The 21,142-nt window shown below is 71.8% G+C and carries 18 protein-coding genes and 1 tRNA gene; 13 read left to right on the forward strand and 6 right to left on the reverse strand.

The genetic code is table 11. The annotated features are described in order from the left end of the window. Positions 1-83: 83 nt before the first annotated feature. The 5 genes from ABIA32_RS20985 (at position 84) to ABIA32_RS21005 (ending at position 4,254) form a co-directional block, all read left to right on the forward strand. Positions 84-926, forward strand: a complete 843-nt coding sequence (locus tag ABIA32_RS20985; RefSeq protein ID WP_370097539.1) for a hypothetical protein — start codon at positions 84-86, stop codon at positions 924-926. 305 nt (positions 927-1,231) lie between these two features. Next, entirely contained in the window at positions 1,232-1,690 is a 459-nt protein-coding gene (locus ABIA32_RS20990) for a peroxiredoxin (RefSeq protein ID WP_370097542.1), read from the forward strand. A 161-nt stretch (positions 1,691-1,851) separates the two neighbouring features. After that, the gene (locus ABIA32_RS20995) at positions 1,852-2,427 is read left to right on the forward strand and encodes a TerD family protein (protein ID WP_370097544.1); all 576 of its coding nucleotides are present in this window, start codon (positions 1,852-1,854) and stop codon (positions 2,425-2,427) included. Between the two features lie 44 nt (positions 2,428-2,471). Next, positions 2,472-3,050 carry a TerD family protein gene (locus tag ABIA32_RS21000; protein WP_370097547.1) on the forward strand — a complete coding sequence of 193 codons (579 nt, stop codon included), beginning with the start codon at positions 2,472-2,474 and terminating at the stop codon, positions 3,048-3,050. Positions 3,051-3,141: 91 nt separating this feature from the next. Next, on the forward strand, positions 3,142-4,254 hold the full coding sequence (locus ABIA32_RS21005) for a DUF475 domain-containing protein (RefSeq protein WP_370097550.1): 1,113 nt from the start codon (positions 3,142-3,144) through the stop codon (positions 4,252-4,254). Positions 4,255-4,391: 137 nt separating this feature from the next. Here the strand turns inward: ABIA32_RS21005 and ABIA32_RS21010 are convergent, their stop codons facing one another. Continuing rightward, positions 4,392-5,567, reverse strand: coding sequence for an ROK family protein (locus ABIA32_RS21010; RefSeq protein ID WP_370097553.1), 1,176 nt, complete (start codon positions 5,565-5,567; stop codon positions 4,392-4,394). A 33-nt stretch (positions 5,568-5,600) separates the two neighbouring features. After that, complete coding sequence (locus ABIA32_RS21015; protein WP_370097555.1) at positions 5,601-6,602, reverse strand: DUF2637 domain-containing protein; 1,002 nt, start codon at positions 6,600-6,602, stop codon at positions 5,601-5,603. 241 nt (positions 6,603-6,843) lie between these two features. Between ABIA32_RS21015 and ABIA32_RS21020 the strand changes: the two genes are divergently transcribed. Next, complete coding sequence (locus ABIA32_RS21020; protein WP_370097557.1) at positions 6,844-7,578, forward strand: Tellurium resistance; 735 nt, start codon at positions 6,844-6,846, stop codon at positions 7,576-7,578. A 32-nt stretch (positions 7,579-7,610) separates the two neighbouring features. On the opposite strand, the gene ABIA32_RS21025 is transcribed toward ABIA32_RS21020, so the two are convergent. Continuing rightward, positions 7,611-8,402 carry a TerD family protein gene (locus ABIA32_RS21025; RefSeq protein WP_370097560.1) on the reverse strand — a complete coding sequence of 264 codons (792 nt, stop codon included), beginning with the start codon at positions 8,400-8,402 and terminating at the stop codon, positions 7,611-7,613. A gap of 183 nt (positions 8,403-8,585) precedes the next feature. Between ABIA32_RS21025 and ABIA32_RS21030 the strand changes: the two genes are divergently transcribed. The 3 genes from ABIA32_RS21030 (at position 8,586) to ABIA32_RS21040 (ending at position 13,584) form a co-directional block, all read left to right on the forward strand. Then, a complete protein-coding gene (locus ABIA32_RS21030) occupies positions 8,586-9,770 on the forward strand; it encodes an HpcH/HpaI aldolase/citrate lyase family protein (RefSeq protein WP_370097562.1) in 1,185 nt (394 codons plus the stop codon). Between the two features lie 95 nt (positions 9,771-9,865). Next, complete coding sequence (locus tag ABIA32_RS21035) at positions 9,866-12,676, forward strand: phosphoribosyltransferase (RefSeq protein ID WP_370097942.1); 2,811 nt, start codon at positions 9,866-9,868, stop codon at positions 12,674-12,676. Further along, complete coding sequence (locus tag ABIA32_RS21040; RefSeq protein WP_370097565.1) at positions 12,673-13,584, forward strand: HAD family hydrolase; 912 nt, start codon at positions 12,673-12,675, stop codon at positions 13,582-13,584. The genes ABIA32_RS21035 and ABIA32_RS21040 overlap by 4 nt, the downstream gene beginning before the upstream one ends. Here the strand turns inward: ABIA32_RS21040 and ABIA32_RS21045 are convergent. The 3 genes from ABIA32_RS21045 to ABIA32_RS21055 form a co-directional block, all read right to left on the reverse strand. Continuing rightward, the gene (locus ABIA32_RS21045; RefSeq protein ID WP_370097568.1) at positions 13,550-14,056 is read right to left on the reverse strand and encodes a DUF4383 domain-containing protein; all 507 of its coding nucleotides are present in this window, start codon (positions 14,054-14,056) and stop codon (positions 13,550-13,552) included. The two genes, ABIA32_RS21040 and ABIA32_RS21045, sit on opposite strands and share 35 nt — an antisense overlap. A gap of 144 nt (positions 14,057-14,200) precedes the next feature. Beyond that, positions 14,201-14,425: a zinc ribbon domain-containing protein gene (locus ABIA32_RS21050; RefSeq protein WP_370097571.1), complete on the reverse strand. Its 225-nt coding sequence runs from the start codon at positions 14,423-14,425 to the stop codon at positions 14,201-14,203. A 34-nt stretch (positions 14,426-14,459) separates the two neighbouring features. Continuing rightward, a complete protein-coding gene (locus ABIA32_RS21055) occupies positions 14,460-15,704 on the reverse strand; it encodes a hypothetical protein (protein WP_370097574.1) in 1,245 nt (414 codons plus the stop codon). A gap of 188 nt (positions 15,705-15,892) precedes the next feature. On the opposite strand from ABIA32_RS21055, the gene ABIA32_RS21060 reads away from it, so the two are divergent. From ABIA32_RS21060 to ABIA32_RS21075, 4 genes are all read left to right on the forward strand, one after another. After that, a tRNA-Val gene (locus ABIA32_RS21060) sits at positions 15,893-15,967 on the forward strand. A 707-nt stretch (positions 15,968-16,674) separates the two neighbouring features. Next, a complete protein-coding gene (locus ABIA32_RS21065; protein ID WP_370097577.1) occupies positions 16,675-17,382 on the forward strand; it encodes an LppX_LprAFG lipoprotein in 708 nt (235 codons plus the stop codon). A 5-nt stretch (positions 17,383-17,387) separates the two neighbouring features. Next, positions 17,388-18,899, forward strand: coding sequence for an MFS transporter (locus ABIA32_RS21070; RefSeq protein ID WP_370097580.1), 1,512 nt, complete (start codon positions 17,388-17,390; stop codon positions 18,897-18,899). Between the two features lie 413 nt (positions 18,900-19,312). Then, positions 19,313-20,896: a M48 family metalloprotease gene (locus ABIA32_RS21075; protein ID WP_370097583.1), complete on the forward strand. Its 1,584-nt coding sequence runs from the start codon at positions 19,313-19,315 to the stop codon at positions 20,894-20,896. Positions 20,897-21,142 lie beyond the last annotated feature (246 nt).

The raw sequence follows: 21,142 nt of genomic DNA on the forward strand, positions 1-21,142 counted from the left end.
CCGTCCGGGCCCTTCTGCCGTTTTTCGCTTCGGGCGAAATAGCCGGAATGCCGGTCCAGCGGGCCCGGCGGCAGAATGGCGGCATGGCAGAAGATCACCACCCGGCCCTGCACGGCCCGCGCGGCGTGGCCGAGGAGGCGCCGGATTCGCTCCGCGCACGGGTCCTCGGCGGCTGGGACGCGGTGCTGGCCCTCGCATCGGAGGAATTCTCGGAGGAATCCGAGGCAGGTGATCTGCGGGCCTTCGCGGGGCTCGGGTCCTGGCCGGGGCGCCCGGTGCTCGGCGGGGTCATGGCGGCGGCGCACGGCGTCGAGGCGCCACCCAGACGGCCGAAGCCCTTCGATCCGGACCGGGACGCGGTCCGGGCCGCCCTGGAGGAGGCCAGAGAGCGGGTCGCGGCGGCGCTGGACGAGGTGCTGGCCTCGCCGGAGCTCGGACGCCGGGTGGTCGACTCCCCGCTCGGCCCGCTGCCGGTGCTGACACAGATCCACGCGATGGGCCACGAACTGGCCCAGGCGGCCGGCCCCGAGGTGCCGCGCGCCCTGGCGGACGCGGGCCTGGCGGCAATGGTCGACGTGGTCGGCGCGCTGGCCTGGCGGCAGGGCCTGCCCGTGACGGCGGGCCTGTGGGAACCGGACGGCGGCCTCGGCTGGGTCTTCACCGCGGACGCGGACGGCTGGCGTACGCGCCCGCGCGAGGCGGCGGACGACGTCCCCGGCGTGGAGGGCGCGGCGTCCCGCCTGCTGGTGAGCACGGGCTCTGTCCCTTCGATGCTCGCCCGCGGCGAGATCCGCTTGCGCCGCGTGGGCGGCCTGCTTGCGCTGGCTCCATTGGTGGACCAGGTCCCGAACCTCCCGGGCGGAACGTTGCTGCGCCGCGCGGTGGGCGCGGTCAGCGCGCTGAGCCGCCTCCCCGGCTTTCGCTGAGGGGCACCTTTGTGCGTTGGGCCAGTTGCACTCTCCAGGGGCGCGGGGAACTGCGCGAGAAACCACCCTGTGCGGATGGCCCTGCACGTTCGGCCCGCTACGTGGGTGGGTGGCTTGTCGCGCAGTTCCCCGCGCCCCTGATGGTGCAACTGGCGGCGTGTGCGCACGTGTCCCCGCGCCCCTGATGGTGCAACTGGCGGCCTGTGCGCACGTGTCCCCGCGCCCCTGGGGGCTGCCTGGCGGACCTCGGTGAATGGGATGGCAGGATGTCACCGGCACGGCCTACGACGATGAGGGGTTTTCGCATGGCTATCGAGGTCGGTTCCCCGGCTCCGGAGTTCGAGCTCAAGAACCAGCACGGAGAGCTGGTCAAGCTCTCCGACTTCCGCGGCGAGAAGAACGTGGTCCTGGTCTTCTACCCGTTCGCCTTCACCGGTGTCTGCACCGGCGAGCTCTGCTCGCTCGAGCGCGAGCTGCCGTCGTTCCAGAACGACGACGTCCAGATCCTCGCCGTGTCCAACGACTCGACGCCCACCCTGCGCGTTTTCTCCGACAAGGAGGGCCTGGAGTTCCCGCTGCTCTCGGACTTCTGGCCGCACGGCGAGGTCTCCCGCGCCTACGGCGTGTTCGACGAGGACAAGGGCTGCGCCGTGCGCGGCACCTTCGTCATCGACAAGCAGGGCGTCGTCCGCTGGACCGTCGTCAACGGCCTGCCGGACGCCCGTGACCAGCAGGAGTACCTGAAGGCGCTCCAGACCATCTGAGTCCCCGGGCTTCGCCCGAGGAGTTCGACGGTCGCGTAACCGTTGGTGCGCTGCGGCTGCGCCGCGCGGGAACCCGCCACTACGATCGAGCCGTTGGCTTGACAGTGACCGCAACCGCACCAACGGGGGCACGCGGTGCCCCCTGAACTCCTGGAGGACTCGTGGGTGTCAGCCTCAGCAAGGGTGGCAACGTCTCGCTCAGCAAGGAGGCGCCGGGTCTGACCGCAGTCCTCGTCGCTCTGGGCTGGGACGTCCGCACCACCACCGGAGCCGACTTCGACCTCGACGCGAGCGCGATCCTGCTCGCGGCCACCGGCAAGGTCGCCTCCGACAAGGACTTCGTGTTCTACAACAACCTCAAGAGCGACGACGGCTCCGTCGAGCACACCGGCGACAACCTCACCGGTGAGGGCGAGGGCGACGACGAGATCGTCAAGGTGAACCTCACCGCCGTGCCGGCCTCCGTCGAGAAGATCGTCTTCCCGGTCTCCATCTACGACGCCGAGAACCGTCAGCAGAATTTCGGCCAGGTGCGCAACGCCTACATCCGCGTCATCAACCAGTCCGGCGGCGGCGAGATCGCGCGCTACGACCTCTCCGAGGATGCCTCGGCCGAGACCGCGATGGTCTTCGGCGAGCTGTACCGCAACGGCGCCGAGTGGAAGTTCCGCGCCATTGGCCAGGGCTACGCGTCCGGCCTGCGCGGCATCGCCCAGGACTTCGGCGTCAACGTCTGACCCGGTCCGACCACGTCACGGCGCAGTAGGGAGCAGGAAGCAGCATGGGTGTCACGCTCGCCAAAGGCGGCAATGTCTCACTGTCCAAGGCCGCGCCGAACCTGACGGCGGTGCAGATCGGGCTGGGCTGGCAGGCGAGGGCGACGACCGGTGCCGCCTTCGACCTCGACGCCAGCGCGATGCTCTGCGCCGGGGGGCGGGTTCTCGGCGACGACTACTTCGTCTTCTACAACAACCTCAAGAGCCCCGAGGGCTCGGTCGAGCACATGGGCGACGACCTGGTCGGCGGTACCGGCGCGGAGGACGATGAGGTCATCAAGGTGAACCTCGCGCTCGTGCCCGCCCAGGTCGACAAGATTGTCTTTCCGGTCTCGATCTACGACGCGGAGAGCAGGCTGCAGAACTTCGGCCAGGTCAGGGACGCCTTCATCCGCGTCGTGAACCAGGCCGACGGCGTCGAGCTCGCCCGCTACGACCTCTCCGAGGACGCCTCGGGCGAGACCGCGATGATCTTCGGCGAGCTCTACCGCTACAACGGCGAGTGGAAGTTCCGGGCCGTTGGTCAGGGGTACGCGTCCGGGCTGCGCGGGATCGCCCTAGACTTCGGGGTGAACGTTTCGTAAGAAGAAGTCATGAGCTGAGGGGTGGACGGGACTTCACCGGTTCGGGGGAGTGATCCGTCCGCCCCTCAGCGGATCGAAAGGGTAGGCACCCGTGTTCCTCCGCACCTTCGGGTGGTCCTTCGGGATCACGTTGCTCGGACTGGCCGCTGCGGCGTACTTCTGGGGGGCGAACGGGTTCGGCATCGTCCTGATCCTCTCGATCCTGGAGATCTCACTCTCCTTCGACAACGCCGTCATCAACGCGACGGTGCTGAAGCGGATGAGCCCGTTCTGGCAGCGGATCTTCCTTACCGTCGGCGTGCTCATCGCCGTCTTCGGCATGCGGCTGGTCTTCCCGCTCCTGGTCGTGGCGCTCACCGCGCACATCGGGCCGCAGACGGTCGTCTCGCTGGCGCTCGACTCGTCCAAGACCTACAACGGCCTCACCTACGCCCAGCACCTCACGGCCGCGCACCCCGCGATCGCCGCGTTCGGCGGGATCTTCCTGCTGATGATCTTCCTGGACTTCATCTTCGGGGAGAAGGAGATCCGCTGGCTGGACCAGTTGGAGCGGCCGCTGGAGAAGATCGGCAAGCTGGACCAGCTCTCGGTGGTCGTCGCCCTGGTCGTGCTGATGCTCTCGGCCCGTTTCTTCGCCGGTGACCGCGCGGAGACCGTGCTGCTCGCGGGCGTCGCGGGCCTGACGACCTATCTCGCCGTGAGCGGGCTCTCCAACCTCTTCGAGGGCGCGGGCGAGGAGGAGGCCGAGGAGGCATCCGGGGCCGACGGCCGCCCGGCGAAGTCGGCGCTGCACGTCGCCGGCAAGGCGGCGTTCTTCCTCTTCCTGTACCTCGAGGTCCTCGACGCGTCCTTCTCCTTCGACGGCGTAGTGGGCGCGTTCGCGATCAGCCAGGACGTCTTCCAGATCACGCTGGGCCTGGGCATCGGCGCGATGTACATCCGCTCGCTCACCGTCTACCTGGTCCGCCAGGGCACCCTGGACGACTACGTCTACCTCGAGCACGGCGCGCACTACGCGATCGGCGCGCTGGCGATCATCCTGATGGTCTCGATCAAGTACTCGATCCCCGAGGTCGTCACCGGCCTGATCGGCGTGGCCTTCATCGGACTCGCGCTGATGAGCTCGATCTTCCGCAACCGCCGCGAGGGCGACGGCGACGACCCCGCCGAAGTGGACGCGACGGCCGGGGCGGCGACGCTCTAGCTCGGTCGGATGATCCTCACGGACGACGACGCAGCCGAACTCTGGAACTGGGACGGCACCCCCGTCGGCCCCGCCAGCCGGGAGATCATCACAGTCGCCCGGCGGGGGTAGGGCCCGGTCGCGTCCGGCCCGTCGCGTCAGGGCCGGCGGTGGCCGGAGGTGAAGCGGGCGGCGAGGATCTGCTCCAGAGCCTCCCTGGTCGCGACCGCGACCGCGCCGGTCAGCACGGCCGCGTCGCTCAGCGCCGAGACCTCAAGCCGTGGCGGGTAGGGGACGCGTGCCGACAGCCGGGCGGCGACGCGGTCCAGCAGCAGGTCGCCGTTGAGGCCGATGCCGCCGCCCAGGACCGCGAGTTCGACGTCCACGACCGCCGCCACCGGGGCGAGGTAGCCCGCGATCCTGCGGGCCTCCTCGTCCACCGCGGCCAGCGCGTGGACGTCGCCGGTGCGGGCCAGGGCGAACAGCTCCTCCGTCGAGGCCGGCACCGAACCGGCGGGGAAGAGCGTCGCCGCGTACTGCAGCAGTGCGGACGCGCACGGGTCGCCGGCGTCGATCTCCGATTCGGTGAAAGCGCTGTCCAACTCCCCTGCCGCGCCCGCGAAGCCGCGGTGCAGCTCGCCGCGGAGCACCAGCCCGGCCCCGACGCCGGTGCCGACGGAGAGGAAGCAGAAGCTCTCCGCGTCCTGGCCCCGGCCGGCCCGCCGCTCGCCCAGCGCGGCGAGGTGGATGTCGTTCTCCAGGGTCACCGGCAGCCCGAGCGCCCGCGCGAACGCCTCCTGCGCGGGAAAGCCGTCGAGCGAGGGAACGTTGAGGGCCTGCCAGATGCGGCCTTCGCGCAGGTCCACCACACCGGGGACCCCTATGGCGGCGTGCTGGAGGTCGTCGGGGGCGATGCCCGAGGCTCGGCAGAGGCGGGCGGCCAGCGCCGCCGCCGTCTCGACCATCCGGGATGCGTCCTGGCCGGTGACGTCGACGTCCTGCCGGGCCAGGAGCTGACACTCGAGGTCGGCGACCGCGCCGCGCAGCCGGCGGGCGCCGATGTCCAGCGCGAGCACGTGCGCGGCCTGCGGGCGCGGCGCGAAGAAGAGCGCCCCGTAGGTGGGCCCGAGCTCCTGACGGTTCGCCTGGCCGGACTCCGCCACCAGGCCGAGGTCGAGCAGGTCCTGGAGCAGCGCGGAGACCGTCGGTTTGGAGATGCCCGTGAGCCGGGCCACCTCCGCCCGGGAAACCGGGGCCTGCGCGCGGATCACTTCGAAGACCGTGCGGAGGTTGATTTCCCGGAGCGTGGCGGAGGTGGCGGGCTTGGCAAGCATGGTCACACTCTAGAGGCGGAGCATGATCGCAGGTCAGCCGAACTGCTGCTCAAGATCCTTGAGCTTGCGGTCGAGCGAGTCGAGGCGGGACATGGTGCTGTCCTCCTCGTCATCCAGCATCGGCGAGGTCGACGCGGTGGACGGCAGCGCGCTCGCACGGCGGCGGCCGGGCAGCACGCCGCGCGGTGCGGCGGGCTCCAGGGCCGAGGCGGAGCCGGCGGTGTCGGAGGCGTCCAGCGTGGTCAGCTCCTTGACCGGCGCGGAGCGCGCGATCGCCTTGAGCTCGGCCCGCTCGCGCCGCTCCTCGCTGCGCTGACGCGCGGCGTTGAGCTCCTTCTGACGCTTCTCCTCGCGGACCTCGTCGACCGCCTCGTCCAGGCTGCGCACGTTCTCCAGCAGCATCAGCGACCAGGCCTTGTAGGTCTCGATCGGCGCGCGCAGCCAGCGGACCATGCGGATCTGCGGCAGCGGACGCGGCACCAGACCCTGCTCGCGCAGCGCCGCGCGGCGGGTCTGCTTGAGCGCGCGGTCGAACAGGACCGCGGCGGAGAGGGACATGCCGGCGAAGAACTGCGGAGCGCCGTTGTGGTCGCCTCCGCGCGGCGCGTGCACGAAGTTGAACCAGGCGGAGGCGCCGGCGAAGGCCCAGACCAGCAGTCGTGAACCGGTCGCGGCGTCACCGTGGCTGGCCTCGCGGACCGCGAGCACCGAGCAGAACATGGCCGCGCCGTCGAGACCGAACGGGACCAGGTACTCCCAGCCCCCGTTCAGGCCGAGGTTCTGCCGGCCGAAGCCGACCAGGCCGTGGAAGGAGAGCGCGGCGGCGACCGAGGCACAGGCGAAAAGCAGCACGTAGGAGGCGGATCCGTAGAGCGCCTCCTTGCGGCGGCGGCGTTCCTCGCTGCGCTCCCAGGAGTCCTCGGCGGCCGCGTGCCGGGGTTTCTTCGTGCGCAGCAGACTCATGACGACGGCGACGACGAGCGCGCTCGCGCAGCCGACGACCAGCCAGACCAGTTGTATGGAGGATAGGTTCATACGGGCGCGCCTCGGCTTGGGAGTGTGGCAGGAGACTCCGTATCGTACGCGTGAGCAACCTGTGTTATCGACCGGGTGACGACGATCCCTGCGGCAACCCCCGTGCGGGGTAGGTGCGGCATGGCGTCCCGCCCAGTGGGTAACCCGGAGTTGAGCGCGCGACACCTTCTGGTGGGCGGCACGGGGTGGCGCTTTCGGAACGGGACAAGCTTTCGGAACGGGACAAAAGGGGGACGGCGAAATGGCCGGGCTACGGGACCTGTTGCGCAAGGCTGACCGGGGCCTGGACATCGGCATCGAGCGGGTGACCCTCGACAAGCGCCGGCAGAGCTTCTCGCTCACCGAGCAGGGCGCCCTCACCGGGACCATGCAGGTCAACCTGCACTGGACCACCCGCGAGCCGGAGCGGCCCCGACGCAGCGCCCGCGAGCAGCTGCGCGCCCTGCTCAACCCCAACCCGTTCCGGCCGGTGACACTCGGTCAGGGCGCGACCGAACCGCTGGCGGTCGACCTGGACCTGGGCTGCATGTACGAGTTGACCGACGGCACCAAGGGTGTGATCCAGCCGCTCGGTCGCTACATGGGCGATCTGCAGCACCCGCCGCACATCAAGCTCAGCGGTGACGACCGCTCAGGCGCGCCGACCGGCGAGATGATCTACATCGACATGGACAAGCGGGACACGTTCAAGCGCCTGCTCATCTTCGTCTACATCTACGACGAGACGCCCGCCTTCGACCGCACCCACGCGGTGGTGACGCTGTTCCCGACGGCCGGCCCACGGATCGAGGTGCGGCTGGACGAGCGTGCGGCCGAGGCCCGCTCGTGTGCGGTGCTGCTGATCGAGAACAAGGGGAACGGCGAGTTCCTCGTCACCCGCGAACTGCGCTACGTCTACGGCTTCCAGGCGGAGCTGGACCGGCTCTACGGCTGGGGGCTCCAGTGGCAGCGCGGCTTCAAGCCGGTCGGCGGCTAGGCCGGTTCGGCTCCGCTGAGTCCCGGGGTCCGTCACTTCGTCGCGCGCTGGAACTGCGGGCCCTGGGGTGGGAGCGCGAAGCCGGGCGGGGGCGGGAGCAGCTGTTCGACCACGATCGGGGCCGGGGCCGGGGCCGGGACGGCGGGGGGCGCGGTGGCCGGGGCTGACCTCGCCTCCGAGGCCGGCGTCGTCTCCGGAGTGGTCGCAGGCTCCGGTGTCGCGGGCGTTGCAGGCGTCGCAGGCGTTTCCGGGGAGGCGGGGGACGCGGCGGGGTCGTCGTCGACCGTCACGCCGAAGTCCAGGGCCAGGCCGACCAGTCCTGACGCGTAGCCCTGGCCGATCGCCCGGAACTTCCAGCCGCCGGACCGTCGGTAGAGCTCGCCGCAGAGCAGGGCCGCGACATTGCGCGCGTCGGTGATGTCGAAGCGTGCCAGCGCGGGCGCACCCGGTCCGCCCGCGATGTCGAACAGCAGCAGCTGGAGACCGGCCACCTCGCCGAAGCCGCGCTCCTCGGAGATCGAGGCGCCCAGCACGACCCGGTCCACCCACGTGGGAAGCCCGTGCAGGTCGATGTCGAGGGTGTCCGTGGTCTCGTCCCCGCGCCGGGCCTTGGACCGGTGTCGGACCAGGCCACTGGGGTGCCGGGGCTGGTTGTAGAACACGAAGTCCGCGTCCTCGCGGACCCGGCCCTGCGCGGTGAGCAGCAGCGCCGACGCGTCGACGTCCGGCGTGCCCGGCCGCTGCTGCCAGCGCAGCACCGCGCGCACCGCCGCCACGTCGGCGGGGAGTGTCGTGTTCGAGCCCTTCGGCATGACCTTGGTCATGGGTTCATCCTGCCGCACAGCCGACAGCGGTGGTAAGCGCGGCGGACAGCCAAGGCGGCGGAGGCACCGGGCGGCTCCCCGTGTTTCCTACTCCGCACGTCTGCGAGAAGAGACTGTTTCAGCTCTGGTTTTTGCCTGGTTCTTACGTACGATGAGCCGCCACAGCCATCCCGAGAGGGGAACATGCGCCACTTCGGCCAGCTCGACGTGCAGACCCGGCAGCGCCTTTTCCTGCACGAGCCCGCCTCCTTCCAGCGGGACAGCGATCCCGCGCTCCTGGCCGCCGCGTTGGGCGCGACCCTCTACTCCCCGGCGACCCGGCCGACCCTCGCCGACGACGTCCGCCGCCAGGCCGCCCAGGGCGTGGTCTCCATGGTGCTCTGCCTCGAGGACGCGATAGACGACAGCGAGGTCCCGGCGGCGGAGGCCAATCTGGTCGACCAGCTGCGCGAGCTCGCCGACCTGAGCGCCTGGGGCCGGGTGCGGCTGCCGCTGCTCTTCGTCCGGGTCCGCAGGCCCGAGCAGATACCCGACCTCGCGCGGCGGATGGGCCCGGCGGCGTTGGCGGTGCTCTCGGGCTTCGTCGTGCCGAAGTTCACCAGGGACAGCGGGCTGCCCTTCCTCGAGGCATTGGCCGAGCTGCGTTCCACCAGCGGACTCCCGCTCTACGCGATGCCGGTGCTGGAGTCGCCGGAGCTGGCGTATCTGGAGAGCCGCGCTGAGATGCTCTTCGACGTCGCCCAGGTCCTGGGCAAGTACCGCGAGTCGGTGCTGGCCGTCCGCCTGGGCGTGACCGACCTCTGCTCCGCGTACGGACTGCGGCGCCCGCCGGACCTGACCGCCTACGACGTGCAGATCGTCGCCTCGGTGATCGCCGACGTGGTCAACACGCTGGGCCGCGCCGACGGCACCGGCTACACCGTGACCGGCCCGGTCTGGGAGTACTTCCCGGTCCAGGAACGGAAGTTCAAGCCGCAGCTGCGGCAGAGCCCGTTCGCCGAGACCGAGCCGCCGACCGAAGAGGTCCGCCGCAAGCTGATCGACCATGGTCTCGACGGGCTGATCCGCGAGATCGAACTCGACCGCGCCAACGGCCTGCTGGGCAAGACCTGCATCCACCCGAGCCACGTGCCCGCCGTGCACGCGATGTCGGTGGCCACCCACGAGGAGTGGTCGGACGCCTGCGACATCCTGCAGGAGGACCGGGTGGGCGGCGGGGTGCTGCGCTCGGTCTACACGAACAAGATGAACGAGGTGAAGCCGCACCGCGCCTGGGCGCAGCGGGTGATGGCACGGGCCGCGGCCTTCGGCGTCGCCCGGGAGGACGTCACCTTCGCGGAGCTGCTGGCCGCCTGCCTGTGCCGCTGAGGGCGGCCGGGCCGCCACGTCAGGGCCATCTGCCGGCCATCTGGCCGTGTTGAGCTTCCATCACGAACGAAGAAGCAGGGAACGTGAGCACTGAGATGACGACGTCTGGCGTGTCGACCGGCGTGTCGACGGGCGTGTCGACCGGCGTATGGGCGGGGGAGTGGGTCGAGCGGGAGCTGGACGTGCGCCTTCCGGAGGGGCCGGTCCGCGAGCTGGTCGGCCTCGCGCTGCGGCGCAACCCGCGCCGGGCGCACCTGCTCGTCTCCACGGTGCTCGGCAAGCATGTTCCACAGCTGCCTTCGATCGTCTACCAGGCGGGATGCGAGCTGGGCGAGCGCGTGCGCGCGCTGCTCGGCGACGACGCGGCGGCGCAGGCCGTCGTCCTCGGCTACGCGGAGACGGCGACCGCGCTGGGCCAGTGCGTCGCGGACGGCCTGGGCGGCGCGCCCTATCTGCACTCCACGCGCCGGCCGGTGTCGGGCGTCGCCCCGCTCGGCGGCTTCGAGGAGGAACACTCGCACGCCACCTCCCACCTGCTGCTGCCCGAGCGCGCAGCACTCCTGACCGAGGGCGAAGGCCCGCTGGTCTTCGTCGACGACGAGTTCTCCACCGGCCGCACGATCGCGAACACGCTGACCGCACTGCACGCGCTGCGCGCGCGGGAGCGCTACGTGGTCGTGACCCTGGTCGACCTGCGGGACGAGGACGACCGCGACCGCCTGGTGAAGCTGGCCGCCGAGCTGGGCACCCGCGTCGACGTCGTCGCGGCGGCCACGGCACGCGTCGATCTCCCGCCGGACCTGCTCGCGCGCGGCGCGGCGCTGGTCGCGGCGGCGGAGGGGGAACTTGTCGCGATTTCCGGGACAAGTTCCCCCTCTGGCGCGACTGCGGCATCCGGCCCGCTGCCGTCGAGCCCGCCGTTCGGCGGCCCGGAGGCCGAACGTGTCCTGGAAATCGGGACAGGTTCCCTCACTGAAGCCGAAGCCGAAGCCGAAGCCGAGGCCGGAGCCGAAGCCGCTTCGGACGCTGCGGGTGCCGACGCCGTGCCGGCGCTCGCGCCGCTGACGCGCGTCGAGCTCGGGTGGCCGGTCGGGCTGCCGGACGGCGGGCGGCACGGCTTCACCGCCGCCGACCGGGCCCGGCTCGACGCCACGCTCCCTGCGATGGCCGCGCGCATCGCCGCGCAGCTCAGCCTCGCCTCCGCGCCTGGCCTCGCCTCCGCGCCTGGGCTCGCCTCCGCGCCTGGGCTCGCCTCCGCGCCTGGGCTCGCCTCCGCGCCTGGGCTCGCCTCCGCGCCTGGGCTCGCCTCCGCGCCTGGCCTCGCCTCCGTGTCCGCGCCTGCGCTCGCCTCCCCGCCCGCGCCCACCTCCGCGCTCCGCACGCTTCGCGTGCTGGTGCTCGGGTGCGAGGAGTTGATGTACGCGCCGCTGCGCATCGCCGCCGCGTTGGAGCGCGCGCTCGGTGGCGCGGCGGAGGTCCGTTTCTCCAGCACCACGCGCTCGCCCGTCCTTGCCGTCGACGACCCCGGCTACGCCATCCGGACCCGGCTCGAGTTCTCCGCTCCCGCCGACGACGAGGGCCCGCGCTACGCCTACAACGTCGCTCCCGGCGCTGACCCGGCCCGCCGCTTCGACGCCGTCGTCCTCCTCGTCGACTCGGACTCCGACACCCCGCGCCTGAGCGGCCCCGGCAGTCTCACCGACGTGCTCCGCGACCCCGCCGTCACCGATCACCTCCGCCTCGCCGTCGTCCCGACGCACCGGCCGCTCCCAGCCCCCCTGCACGGGCCGGACTTCTCCTCCTACCGCGCCGACGAGGTCTCCTGGCTGCTCAAGGACCTCTCCTCCGTCGCGCTCGAGGCCCCGACCGAGGAGCGCGAGGAGGCGATCCAGCAGGGCGGCGCCCACTACGCGGAGTCGCTGCCCGTCGAGTACCAGCCCAGCGACGCCTACCAGGCGTTGTATCAGCAGGCACTGGCAGCCTCCGCCGCCCGCGTCGCCCACGCGGTCGGCGTCGTCACCGAGACCGTCCTCGCCGAGCGCGGACCGAGTGCGGTCCTCGCCTCGCTCGCCCGCGCCGGAACGCCCGTCGGCGTGCTGATGCGGCGTTGGGCCGCCCATGTTCACGGCCTCGACCTGCCCCACTACGCCGTCTCCATCGTCCGCGGCCGTGGCATCGACCCGACCGCCCTGCGCTACCTCGCCCGGCGTCACGACCCGGCCGACGTCGTCTTCGTCGACGGCTGGACCGGCAAGGGCGCGATCACCCATGAGCTCGAGGCGGCCCTGTCCGGCACCGGCTTCGACCCCGCCCTCGCCGTCCTCGCCGACCCCGGCCGCTGCGTGCGGACCTTCGGCACCCGCGAGGACTTCCTCATCCCCTCCGCCTGTCTCAACTCCACCGTCTCCGGCCTGATCTCACGCACCGTGCTCCGTGACGGCCTGATCGGCCCGGACGAGTTCCACGGCGCGAAGTTCTACCGCGAGCTCTCCGGCGCGGACGTCTCCGGCGCGTTCCTGGACGCGGTCGCCGCGCACTTCGACGCCGTCCGCGACGCCGCCGTCGCCGACGCGGCGCGGATGACCTCGACGGGCGCCGCAGCAGACCGGGCCCCGGACTGGTCCGGCTGGGCGGCGGTCGAGCGGATCAGCGTCGAGTACGGGATCGGCAGCGTCAACCTGGTCAAGCCGGGCGTCGGCGAGACCACGCGGGTGCTGCTGCGGCGCGTGCCGTGGCGCGTCCTGGTCCGGCGTGGGGTCGGGGCGGACCTCGACCACGTGCGGCTGCTCGCCGAGCAGCGGTCCGTGCCCGTCGAGGAGGTCGACGGCCTCCCCTACAGCTGCGTCGGCCTGATCCATCCGCACTTCTCGCGTGCGGCCACCGGCTCGGAAGGAACAGCGCTGTGACCACCCGCCCCCACACCCGCCATCTCGTCGCCTGTGACCTGGACCGGACGCTCGTCTACTCGCCGCGCGCCCTCGGCCTCACCGTCCCGGACGAGGACGCGCCGCGGCTGCTCACGGTAGAGGTGCACAAGGGCGAGCCGCTCTCCTTCATGACCGAGCAGGCCGCGCAGTTGCTGGCCGAGCTCATCGTCGCCGCCGAGTTCGTCCCGGCCACCACCCGCACCCGCGCCCAGTACCACCGCATCCACCTGCCGGGGCCGGTCCCGGACTGGACCCCGCGTTACGCGATCTGCGCCAACGGCGGCCACCTGCTCGTCGACGGCCGGACGGACCAGGACTGGCACGCCGCCATGCTGGCCACCCTCGCCGAGAACTGCGCGCCGCTGGACGAGATCGTCCAGTACCTGGCCATGGAGGCCGACCCGGAGTGGACGCGCAAGCGCCGCGTCGCCGAGGAGCTCTTCGCCTACCTGGTCGTCGACCGCCCGCTGCTCCCCGAGGGCTGGGTGGAGCAGCTGACCGGCTGGGCCGGGGAGCGCGGTTGGGGCGTCTCGCTCCAGGGCCGCAAGATCTACCTGGTCCCGCAGCCGCTGACCAAGTCCGCGGCGCTCGCGGAGGTCGAGCGCCGCACCGGCGCGTCCACGATCCTCGCCGCGGGCGACTCCCTGCTCGACGCGGAGCTGCTGCTCGCCGCGGACGCGGGCTTCCGCCCCGGCCACGGCGAGCTCGCGGACAGCGGCTGGACCGCGCCGGGCGTCACCGCTCTCGCCGAGACCGGCGTCGCGGCGGGGGAGGAGCTGCTGCGCCGACTGCTGGCGCTGGTCGGTCCGGGCAGTCGCCCGAGCGCCGATCCGGTCAGTCCGGTCGTTGCGGTCAGTGCGGCAGCGCGCGTGGCGGCAACTGGTTGACGCCGCCGGTCGCCCGGGGGTGGCGGCTGCGCCAGTAGGGGTTGTCGTAGGGCAGGTGGGTGGTGACCCTGCCGTACATCCCGAAGAGCATCAGGGCCAGGCCGACGAGGAAGCTGAAGATCACGTTCTGCATGTGGAACGCGAGGAAGTTGTGGTTCCCGTCGAGCAGCCCCAGATTCACCCATCCGCTGAGGATGAAGAGGATGCCGACGGAGATGTTCAGTGTCGAGGCGGTGTTTCCGCCGATCGCCGCGCCGCCGATCAGCAGCGCCCCGAACAGCACCGAGAGCAGGCTGAGCGTGCCGTTGCTGGTCATGCCGAGGACGTGGTCGCCGTTGGTCGAGAAGTAGCCGACGTGGTTCGTGAAGCCGAGGATGCCGAAGACGATCAGGAAGACGCCGATCGCGCCCGCGCTGTAGCGGTAGACCTGGCCGAGCCGGTGGTCCACCGGCAGATGGTCCTGGAGTTGCATTGCCGCCTCCCTGGGGGTGCGGGGCTGGTGACGGCAGTCCGGATTCCATCGTCCGGCCGACCCAGGCGGCATGCAACATGCGTCCCGCTTACGCTCCGGTGACGCGTCGGCCTCGTGGTGCTTCGTAGAGGCCGTTGCTCGCCGTCAGCCGCAGCAACCGCCGCTGCAGCAACCCCCGCCACCGCCGCCGCCCGCCTGCGGCGCGGCCGCGCTGGCCGAACCCGTGCCGGTCACGGCGACCATCGACATCAGCTTCGTCACGTCCTCGTGCCCGGCCGGGCAGACCGCGGGCGCGTTGGCCTGCGACATGGGGCGGTTGAGCTCGAAGGTGGCGCCGCAGGAGCGGCAGCGGTAGTCATAGCGAGGCATGCCGCCCATTCTCTCATCCGCGCTATCGGCGGGGCTATCGGCGGGGCATCCCCTGTTCGGTGCGGATCGCCTGCACGACGGCGGCGGCGGTCTCGCGGACGGCGGCGGTCTCGGTCAGGAAGTGCCAGTAGTCGGGGTGCGCGCCGGTCAGCCCGGCCTCCGCGCGGTCCAGCCGTTCGAGCGCGGCGTCCAGCGGCTGCGCGTGGCGGGGATCTGGCGCGTTCCGGCCGGCCATGGCGAGGCGCTGGGCGTCCCGGATGGCGAAACGGGCCCGCTCGAGCTCCGCCTGGGGGGCGCGCTGGGCCTCGTTCAGCGCGTGCAGCCGGTCGTTCGCGAGCGCGACGGAGCCGTCCGCCGTGGTCAGGAGCGTGCGCGTCTGGGCAATGATCGCCAGTCCGTCCGCGAAACGTTGCTCGTTACGGGCCTTCTCCGCCTCGTTGAGGCGGGCGAGGGCCTGCCGGGCGGACTCCTGGGCCTGCTCGGGGACCTGCTGCAGATCGCGCCAGCAGGCCTCGCTGAACCGGCGGCGCAGCTCGCTGAGGACCGGACCGACCTGTTGCGAGCGCGTCTCAAGGGCTTGGGTGCGGGTGCGCAGGGAGGCCAACGCCTTGTCGATCTCTGCGGCCTGCTGCGGCAACCGCTCCGCCTCGGCGCGGATCGTCTCGGCGGCCCGCTGTACGTCGGCGGCGGTGCGCAGCACCGTCTGCACGCCGTGCCGGCCGGCGCCCTCGGTCAGGACCCGCATCTGCGGCCCGAGCTCGGCGAGGGCCCGCGACTGCGCGTCCGTCCCGAGCCGCGCTTCCTTCGCCGCGTCGAGCGCGTTGCTGGCCGCCAGCCACGCCTGCTTGGCCCGCTCGACGGCGGGTGCCACCTGCGCGAGCTGCGCGGCGGCGCTGGTCAGCAGCGGCTCCAAGAACGCGGCGAAGCGTTCCAGCTCGGCCTTGGCCTGCAGCAACTGCTGGCGGCTGTGGTCGAGCTGCTGGCGGGCTTGTGCGGCAGCGCCGGGGGAGAGGTCCTCGGCGTCGAGATCAACGGCGTCGAGGGCGTTGATGTAGGCGGTGCTGACCTGGTCGATCCGCCCCCCGATCGCGGCGAAGTCGGCGACGGCCCGCTGCGCTCCGGGCGAGTTGTCGGCGGCGGCGACGGTCTCGACATTGATCCTGACGTCGCGCTGCAGCGTGTCCACCTCGTAGAACGCCTCCGCCGCAGCCTCCCGCGCGGCCTGCGCCTCGGCCCGCCCGGCCTCTCCCCGCCACCTCCGCGCCGAACCGCCCGCCACGTCTTCTCCGCTCCCAACCAGCCCGCCACCCGGCCCACGCCCGACCCCGACGGACCGAACCCCGCCATCCTCCCACCCACCCCGCCACCCCCGCACCAACCGAGGCGCATCCCGCTGCCGGGACCAGGTACGCTTAGCCGTTGTTCCGGTCCCGACCGGACACTGGGGGACACCCTCTGGGGCCTCTGGGGCGCATAGCTCAGCGGTAGAGCGCTGCTCTTACAAAGCAGATGTCGGCGGTTCGAATCCGTCTGTGCCCACCACAAAGACGCAGGTCAGAGCGTATGCTTACGCTCCGTGACCGATGTCGGTGCCCCTGCCGTACGGATTTCCGACACATGAGGCCCAGAAACGTCTACGCGACGCCTTCGAGAGTCGCCAGATCTGCGGCGAGCTTCGCGGCCTGCCTCGCCGCCTTCTCGGCCTTCTCCTTGGCCCTCTTCAAGATCTTGGATCGTTGAACGTCCAGCCGGTCAGCTACCTCGTCGAGGCGGTCCTGCCAGAGATTTCTCCGAAGACTTCCCGGCGGACCGGTGCCACCGGGCAAAGTCGCGGAAGTCGGAGCACGAGCACGATGGGCGGCCAACACCGTTGCCGCAGCCCACGAAATCGGCGAACGCGCGCGGACGGTGCGAGACGCTCCGGACGGAGCCTGAAGTGATGTTGGTGGTCAGAGGAGGGGAGCCCGGACAATCCGTAGTGACATGCTGGCCCGCGGCCGGCCACGTGTCAGGACGGGTAGCCGAGAGGGTACGGCCACAGCCTCACCGGGATCTGCTGAGCAGCCTTCGTTCCTTGAGTCGGGAGGCAGCAGGTCAGCCCAGAGGGCTGCCGCCCTGCGGCATCGCTGGGCAGCTCCGGCCTCGGCGGGGTAGCCACCCGAGGAGCCGTAGGTGATGCCTCGTCAGTTAAGGCCTGTTGTGCCGTGTAACCACTGCCGCTGACCTCGCGCCACCTCTAGCATCCGACTATGCGAACCCCCAGGACCCTCGCGACCGTCATGGTCGTCCTCGCGCTCCCGCTCGCCGGCTGCTCCAGCGGCGCCAGCGGTGGCGGCGGCAAGGAGACCAGCAACCTTCCGGCGGCAGCGCAGCTGCTGAGCAGCGGTGCGACGGCGATGACCGCCGTGCGGTCGTTGCGGTTCTCGATCGACGCGAGCGGCCAGATCGCGGGTCTGGCCCTGCGCAGCGCCACCGGGCAGCTGACCCGGGCCGGGAACGCGCAGGGCCACGCGTCCGTGTCGGAGAGCGGCGCCCTGGTGGAGATCGACTTCGTCATCATCGGCTCCACTGCCTACATCAAGGGTGCGACCGGCGGCTACAGCAAGGTCCCGCTCGCGGTCGCCGCCTCGCTCTACAACCCCGAGGCGATCCTGGACCCGGACAAGGGTGTCGTGAAGCTGCTCCAGACGGCGACCGCCGCCCGGACGGTGGACCGGGAGACGCTGGACGGGCAGGCGGTCTACCACGTGAAGGCACTGCTGGCGCAGCCGGTGCTGGCCACGCTGGTGCCCGGGGACTCGCAAAGCGAGCAGGGCGACATCTGGCTGACGGTCTCCTCGTCGCAGCTCGTGAAGGTCTCCTTCCCCGTGCAGACCGCATCGGGGGGCAGTGGCTCGGTGACGGCCTCGTTCTCCGACTTTGACGCGCCGGCCGCGATCACCGCGCCGTCGTCGTGACGGGCGTGGACACCGGGACGGCGCCCGCCCGGCGGCACGTCATCCTCGGCGTCACCGCCGTGGTCGCGCTGCTCGGGTCGCTGGACGCGTACGTCATTGTCACCCTGCTGACCCCGATCACCGACGAGCTGGGCATTCCGCTCAACCATCTGGAGCGGGCCACTGCGATCGTGACCGCGTACCTGCTCGGCTACGTCGCCGCCATGCCGCTGCTGGGGCAGACCGCGGACCGGTTCGGGCCGCGGCGAGTACTGCAGTGCTGCCTCGTCGTCTTCGCGGTCGGCTCGGCGCTCACTGCGAGCGCGCACAGCCTCCCCTTGTTGGTCGCGGGGCGGCTGGTGCAGGGCGCCGCCGCGGGTGCGCTGCTGCCGGTCGCGCTCGCGCTGGCCGGGCGTCTGTTCCACGGCCCGGCCAGACCCGTGGCGCTCGGCTCCGTGGGCGCCGCGCAGGAGCTCGGGAGCGTGCTGGGCCCGCTGTACGGGGCCGGTGTCGCGGCACTGACGGGCTGGCGCGGGGTGTTCTGGGTCAACGTCCCGCTCGTGCTGGTCGCGGCGGTGGTGACGCAGTTCACCGTGCCTGCGGAGGCCTCGCCCGAGTCGGGCGAGCCGACCGAGCGCCGACGCACGGACCTGGTCGGCGGCCTGCTGCTGGCGGTGGCGCTCGCGCTGCTGGTGGCGGCCCTTGACAACCAGGACCCGCAGCGGTCGGTGCTGCCGAGCTGGGGCTTGCCCATGCTGCTCGGCAGCGCGGTGGCGCTGGCCGTCTTCGTGCTGTGGGAGCGCCGCAGCCAGGTCCGCCTGATCGACACCCGGCGGATCCGGCGGCGCCCCTTCGCTGCCGCGATGGCGATCAGCTTCTGCGCAGGCGTGGCGCTGCTGGTCACGCTGGTGGACGGGGAGTTGGTGGCGCAGTCGCTGCTGGGCGAGAGCTCGGTGGGCGGCGCGCTGCTGCTGATGTGGTTCCTGACAGCCTTGCCGGTGGGCGCCGTCCTCGGCGGGTTGGCCGGGCGCCGGCTGGGGCACCCGGTCGTGGCCGCGGTCGGTATGGCGGTGGCGGCCGGCGGCTACGTCCTGATCGCGGCCTGGCCGCTGGCGGCGCTGACCGCCCACGTCGGCCCGTTGCCGCTGGCGCAGACCGACCTCGTGATCGCGGGCCTGGGCCTGGGCCTGGTGATCGCGCCGACGGCTGGGGCGGTGCTGGACTCGACGGACCCGGGGCAGCACACCACGGCCTCGGCCGCGGCGGTCATCGCCCGGACCGTCGGCATGCTGGTCGGCGTGGCCGCGCTGTCGGCGTGGGGGCTGCACCGCTTCCAGACGCTGACGGCCCACCTCGACATGCCCGTTCCGGGCACGGCTGGCTTCGAGCGGGCGTGGCCGGCTTACCAGCACGCGCTGCACATGGCGCTGCACACCGAGTACAGCGACATCTTCCGGGCGACGGCCGTGGTCTGCGCGCTCGGCGCGGTGTGCGCGCTGGGACTCGCCGGTCGGGCGTCCGACGCGATGGGGCGGTGACCCGGCAGCCTTCTCTGCTTTGACCTCGTTCTTCATGGGTACCTTCATGCGCTGGGCATCGAGGCGGTCTGACGCTTCGCTCAGCCGGTCCAACCAGCGGTGCCCGTAGGCGCCCAGTGCCGGGGTCGCCGTCTGATGGCCAAGTGCAGTTTGAACGAACTTGACGTCCGCGCCGCTCAGAGGCGTCTTCAACCTCCGGGTGATGATCCGTCGTAGGGCCGACGAGTCGCTGGACCGCGTACTTGGCGGTGCCTCGCCCAAGCCGTTGGGCTGGTCCCGCGGAGAGCGCCACCGCTCGGGCCGCACCCACCGCCGGGGAAGACCGCTGACCGCACGGAGGAAGGTCTCGGGGTAGGATCCGCCGACGCTTTGGCCTCTCTGTGGGCCGCCCTGGCCCTGTGGGGGATCTTGCGATGACGTTCCGACTGCGCGCTGTCCGCGCGCTCGTGCTGCTGGCCGGCTTCTACCTGCTGGGCGTGGTGCTGCTGGCGGTCATGGGTGTCGTCGACTGGCTGCTGGTGACCCGGTTGTTCGTCGCGCCCGCGGCCTGGCTCATCGCGGTGATCCTCATGAGCACCGCGGTGGCCGCCGTGACGATCCTGCGGGGCATGTACGCCTTCCTGCGCGCCGGTCGGCTGAGGCCGGTGTCTGACGCGGTGCCGGTCACGCCGGAGGAACAGCCCGAGCTGTGGGAGCAGGTGCGGGCGGCCGCGGCGGCGACCGGGGAGCTGCCGCCGGACGAGCTGTACCTGACCGCCGACGTCAACGCGAGCGTCGCCGAGGAGAGCCGGCTGCTGGGGCTGCTGCCCGGGCGCCGCCGGATGTTCCTGGGCCTGCCGCTGCTGGCCGGGCTGACCGTTCCGCGGCTCCAGTCCGTTCTGGCGCACGAGTTCGGACACTACGGCAACCTCGACACCCGGCTCGGCGGCGTCACGATGCGCGGCCGGGCGGTGGTCCTGCACACGGTGGAGGTCTTCGGCCGGGGCAGCACGCGGCTGCAGCACCTGATCGGGGCCCTGTATGTCGCCTACGCCCGGATGTTCCTGCGGACCTCGCAACCGGTGGCCCGCCAGCAGGAGTTCGCGGCGGACCAGGTGGCCGCCCGGCACGCCGGCCGCGACGCGACGGCCAACGCGCTGCGCGCGGTGCCCGTCCTCGATGCCGCCCATCGGCACTACCTGAAGACGTACGCCGGGATGAGCAGGAGCTTTGGCATGCTTCCGCTCGTGGGCGAGGTGCACGGCGGGTTCCGGCGGCTGCTGGCCGCCCGCTCGGCGGAGGGGCTCTCCGCCCTCTCCGCCGGGCAGCGGGCGCCGCGTCCGCACGAGTACGACTCGCACCCGCTGATGGCCGAGCGGATCGCCCGTATCGAGGAGTTGCCCGCCGACGGCCGCGCCGACGAGTCGGCCGTCGCGCCGACCGCGCTCGCGCTGCTGCGCGACCCGGACCGGGTGTTCGCCGGCCTGGAGGCGTGCGCACTCCCGCCGGGAGCGGCGCAGCTGCGCCGCCTGAGCTGGGACGACCTCGTCATGGTCCGCGCCCTCGGCGATGCCGAGGGCTGGTCCAAGCCCCTGCGCGTGGCCACCGCCAGGGCGCTGCGCGCCGAGGCCGGAGGGAGAGCTGGTGGCAAGCTGGTCGCCGACGACGAGTTGCCGGGTCTCCCGGAGATCCTCGACGCGATCGACCGCGGCCTGCTGTGGACGGAGATCGCCGACCGGATACCCAGGCCGGACCAGGCCTCACGACTGATCGGCGAGTCGGCCCGCAACTTCATCCGCCCCAAGGTCTTTGACGGCCTCGCGGGCATGGTCCACCTGCACCTCGTCGAGGCCGGGCAGGCCACCCCGGACATCGCCTGGTCCGGCGTCCCGGGCATCGCCCTCCCCGACGTGTGGGAGGCGGGCATGGACGACGCCCTCGACGCGGCCGTCTCCGAAACCCCTGACACCACGCCCCTTCGCGCCCTCCTCTCCACCGTCGACCAGGTGCCGGCGTAACACTCACCCTCGCCGGGCTCACCGACATCTGGCTGGACGGCCCTGCACCCCCGAAGCTGTCGCAACGATGGAGCTGGCTCAAGGGACGGCAGGCGAACAGAGTTGAGAATCACTTGAGCCGAATCCCTCCACGCGACGGGGGCCATCCCCGCCTTCCAAGTCCAGCCAGGCCGGTTCGATGGGCAGATCCGCCGGGATGACGCCCGCTAATTTCGTTGAGCCCGCACCTGTGATCGTGTTGGCTGG

The sequence above is a fragment of the Streptacidiphilus sp. MAP12-20 genome (assembly GCF_041262525.1).
In the GTDB taxonomy this organism is placed as follows: domain Bacteria; phylum Actinomycetota; class Actinomycetes; order Streptomycetales; family Streptomycetaceae; genus Streptacidiphilus.

What these genes read in the sequence shown, in the direction of transcription:
- ABIA32_RS20985 (WP_370097539.1), top strand. Translation starts at nt 84, where the DNA reads ATGGCAGAAGATCACCACCCGGCCCTGCACGGCCCGCGCGGCGTGGCC.
- ABIA32_RS20990 (WP_370097542.1), top strand. Translation starts at nt 1,232, where the DNA reads ATGGCTATCGAGGTCGGTTCCCCGGCTCCGGAGTTCGAGCTCAAGAAC.
- ABIA32_RS21000 (WP_370097547.1), top strand. Translation starts at nt 2,472, where the DNA reads ATGGGTGTCACGCTCGCCAAAGGCGGCAATGTCTCACTGTCCAAGGCC.
- ABIA32_RS21010 (WP_370097553.1), bottom strand. Translation starts at nt 5,567, where the DNA reads ATGCTTGCCAAGCCCGCCACCTCCGCCACGCTCCGGGAAATCAACCTC.
- ABIA32_RS21015 (WP_370097555.1), bottom strand. Translation starts at nt 6,602, where the DNA reads ATGAACCTATCCTCCATACAACTGGTCTGGCTGGTCGTCGGCTGCGCG.
- ABIA32_RS21020 (WP_370097557.1), top strand. Translation starts at nt 6,844, where the DNA reads ATGGCCGGGCTACGGGACCTGTTGCGCAAGGCTGACCGGGGCCTGGAC.
- ABIA32_RS21025 (WP_370097560.1), bottom strand. Translation starts at nt 8,402, where the DNA reads ATGACCAAGGTCATGCCGAAGGGCTCGAACACGACACTCCCCGCCGAC.
- ABIA32_RS21030 (WP_370097562.1), top strand. Translation starts at nt 8,586, where the DNA reads ATGCGCCACTTCGGCCAGCTCGACGTGCAGACCCGGCAGCGCCTTTTC.
- ABIA32_RS21035 (WP_370097942.1), top strand. Translation starts at nt 9,866, where the DNA reads ATGACGACGTCTGGCGTGTCGACCGGCGTGTCGACGGGCGTGTCGACC.
- ABIA32_RS21045 (WP_370097568.1), bottom strand. Translation starts at nt 14,056, where the DNA reads ATGCAACTCCAGGACCATCTGCCGGTGGACCACCGGCTCGGCCAGGTC.
- ABIA32_RS21050 (WP_370097571.1), bottom strand. Translation starts at nt 14,425, where the DNA reads ATGCCTCGCTATGACTACCGCTGCCGCTCCTGCGGCGCCACCTTCGAG.
- ABIA32_RS21065 (WP_370097577.1), top strand. Translation starts at nt 16,675, where the DNA reads ATGCGAACCCCCAGGACCCTCGCGACCGTCATGGTCGTCCTCGCGCTC.
- ABIA32_RS21075 (WP_370097583.1), top strand. Translation starts at nt 19,313, where the DNA reads ATGACGTTCCGACTGCGCGCTGTCCGCGCGCTCGTGCTGCTGGCCGGC.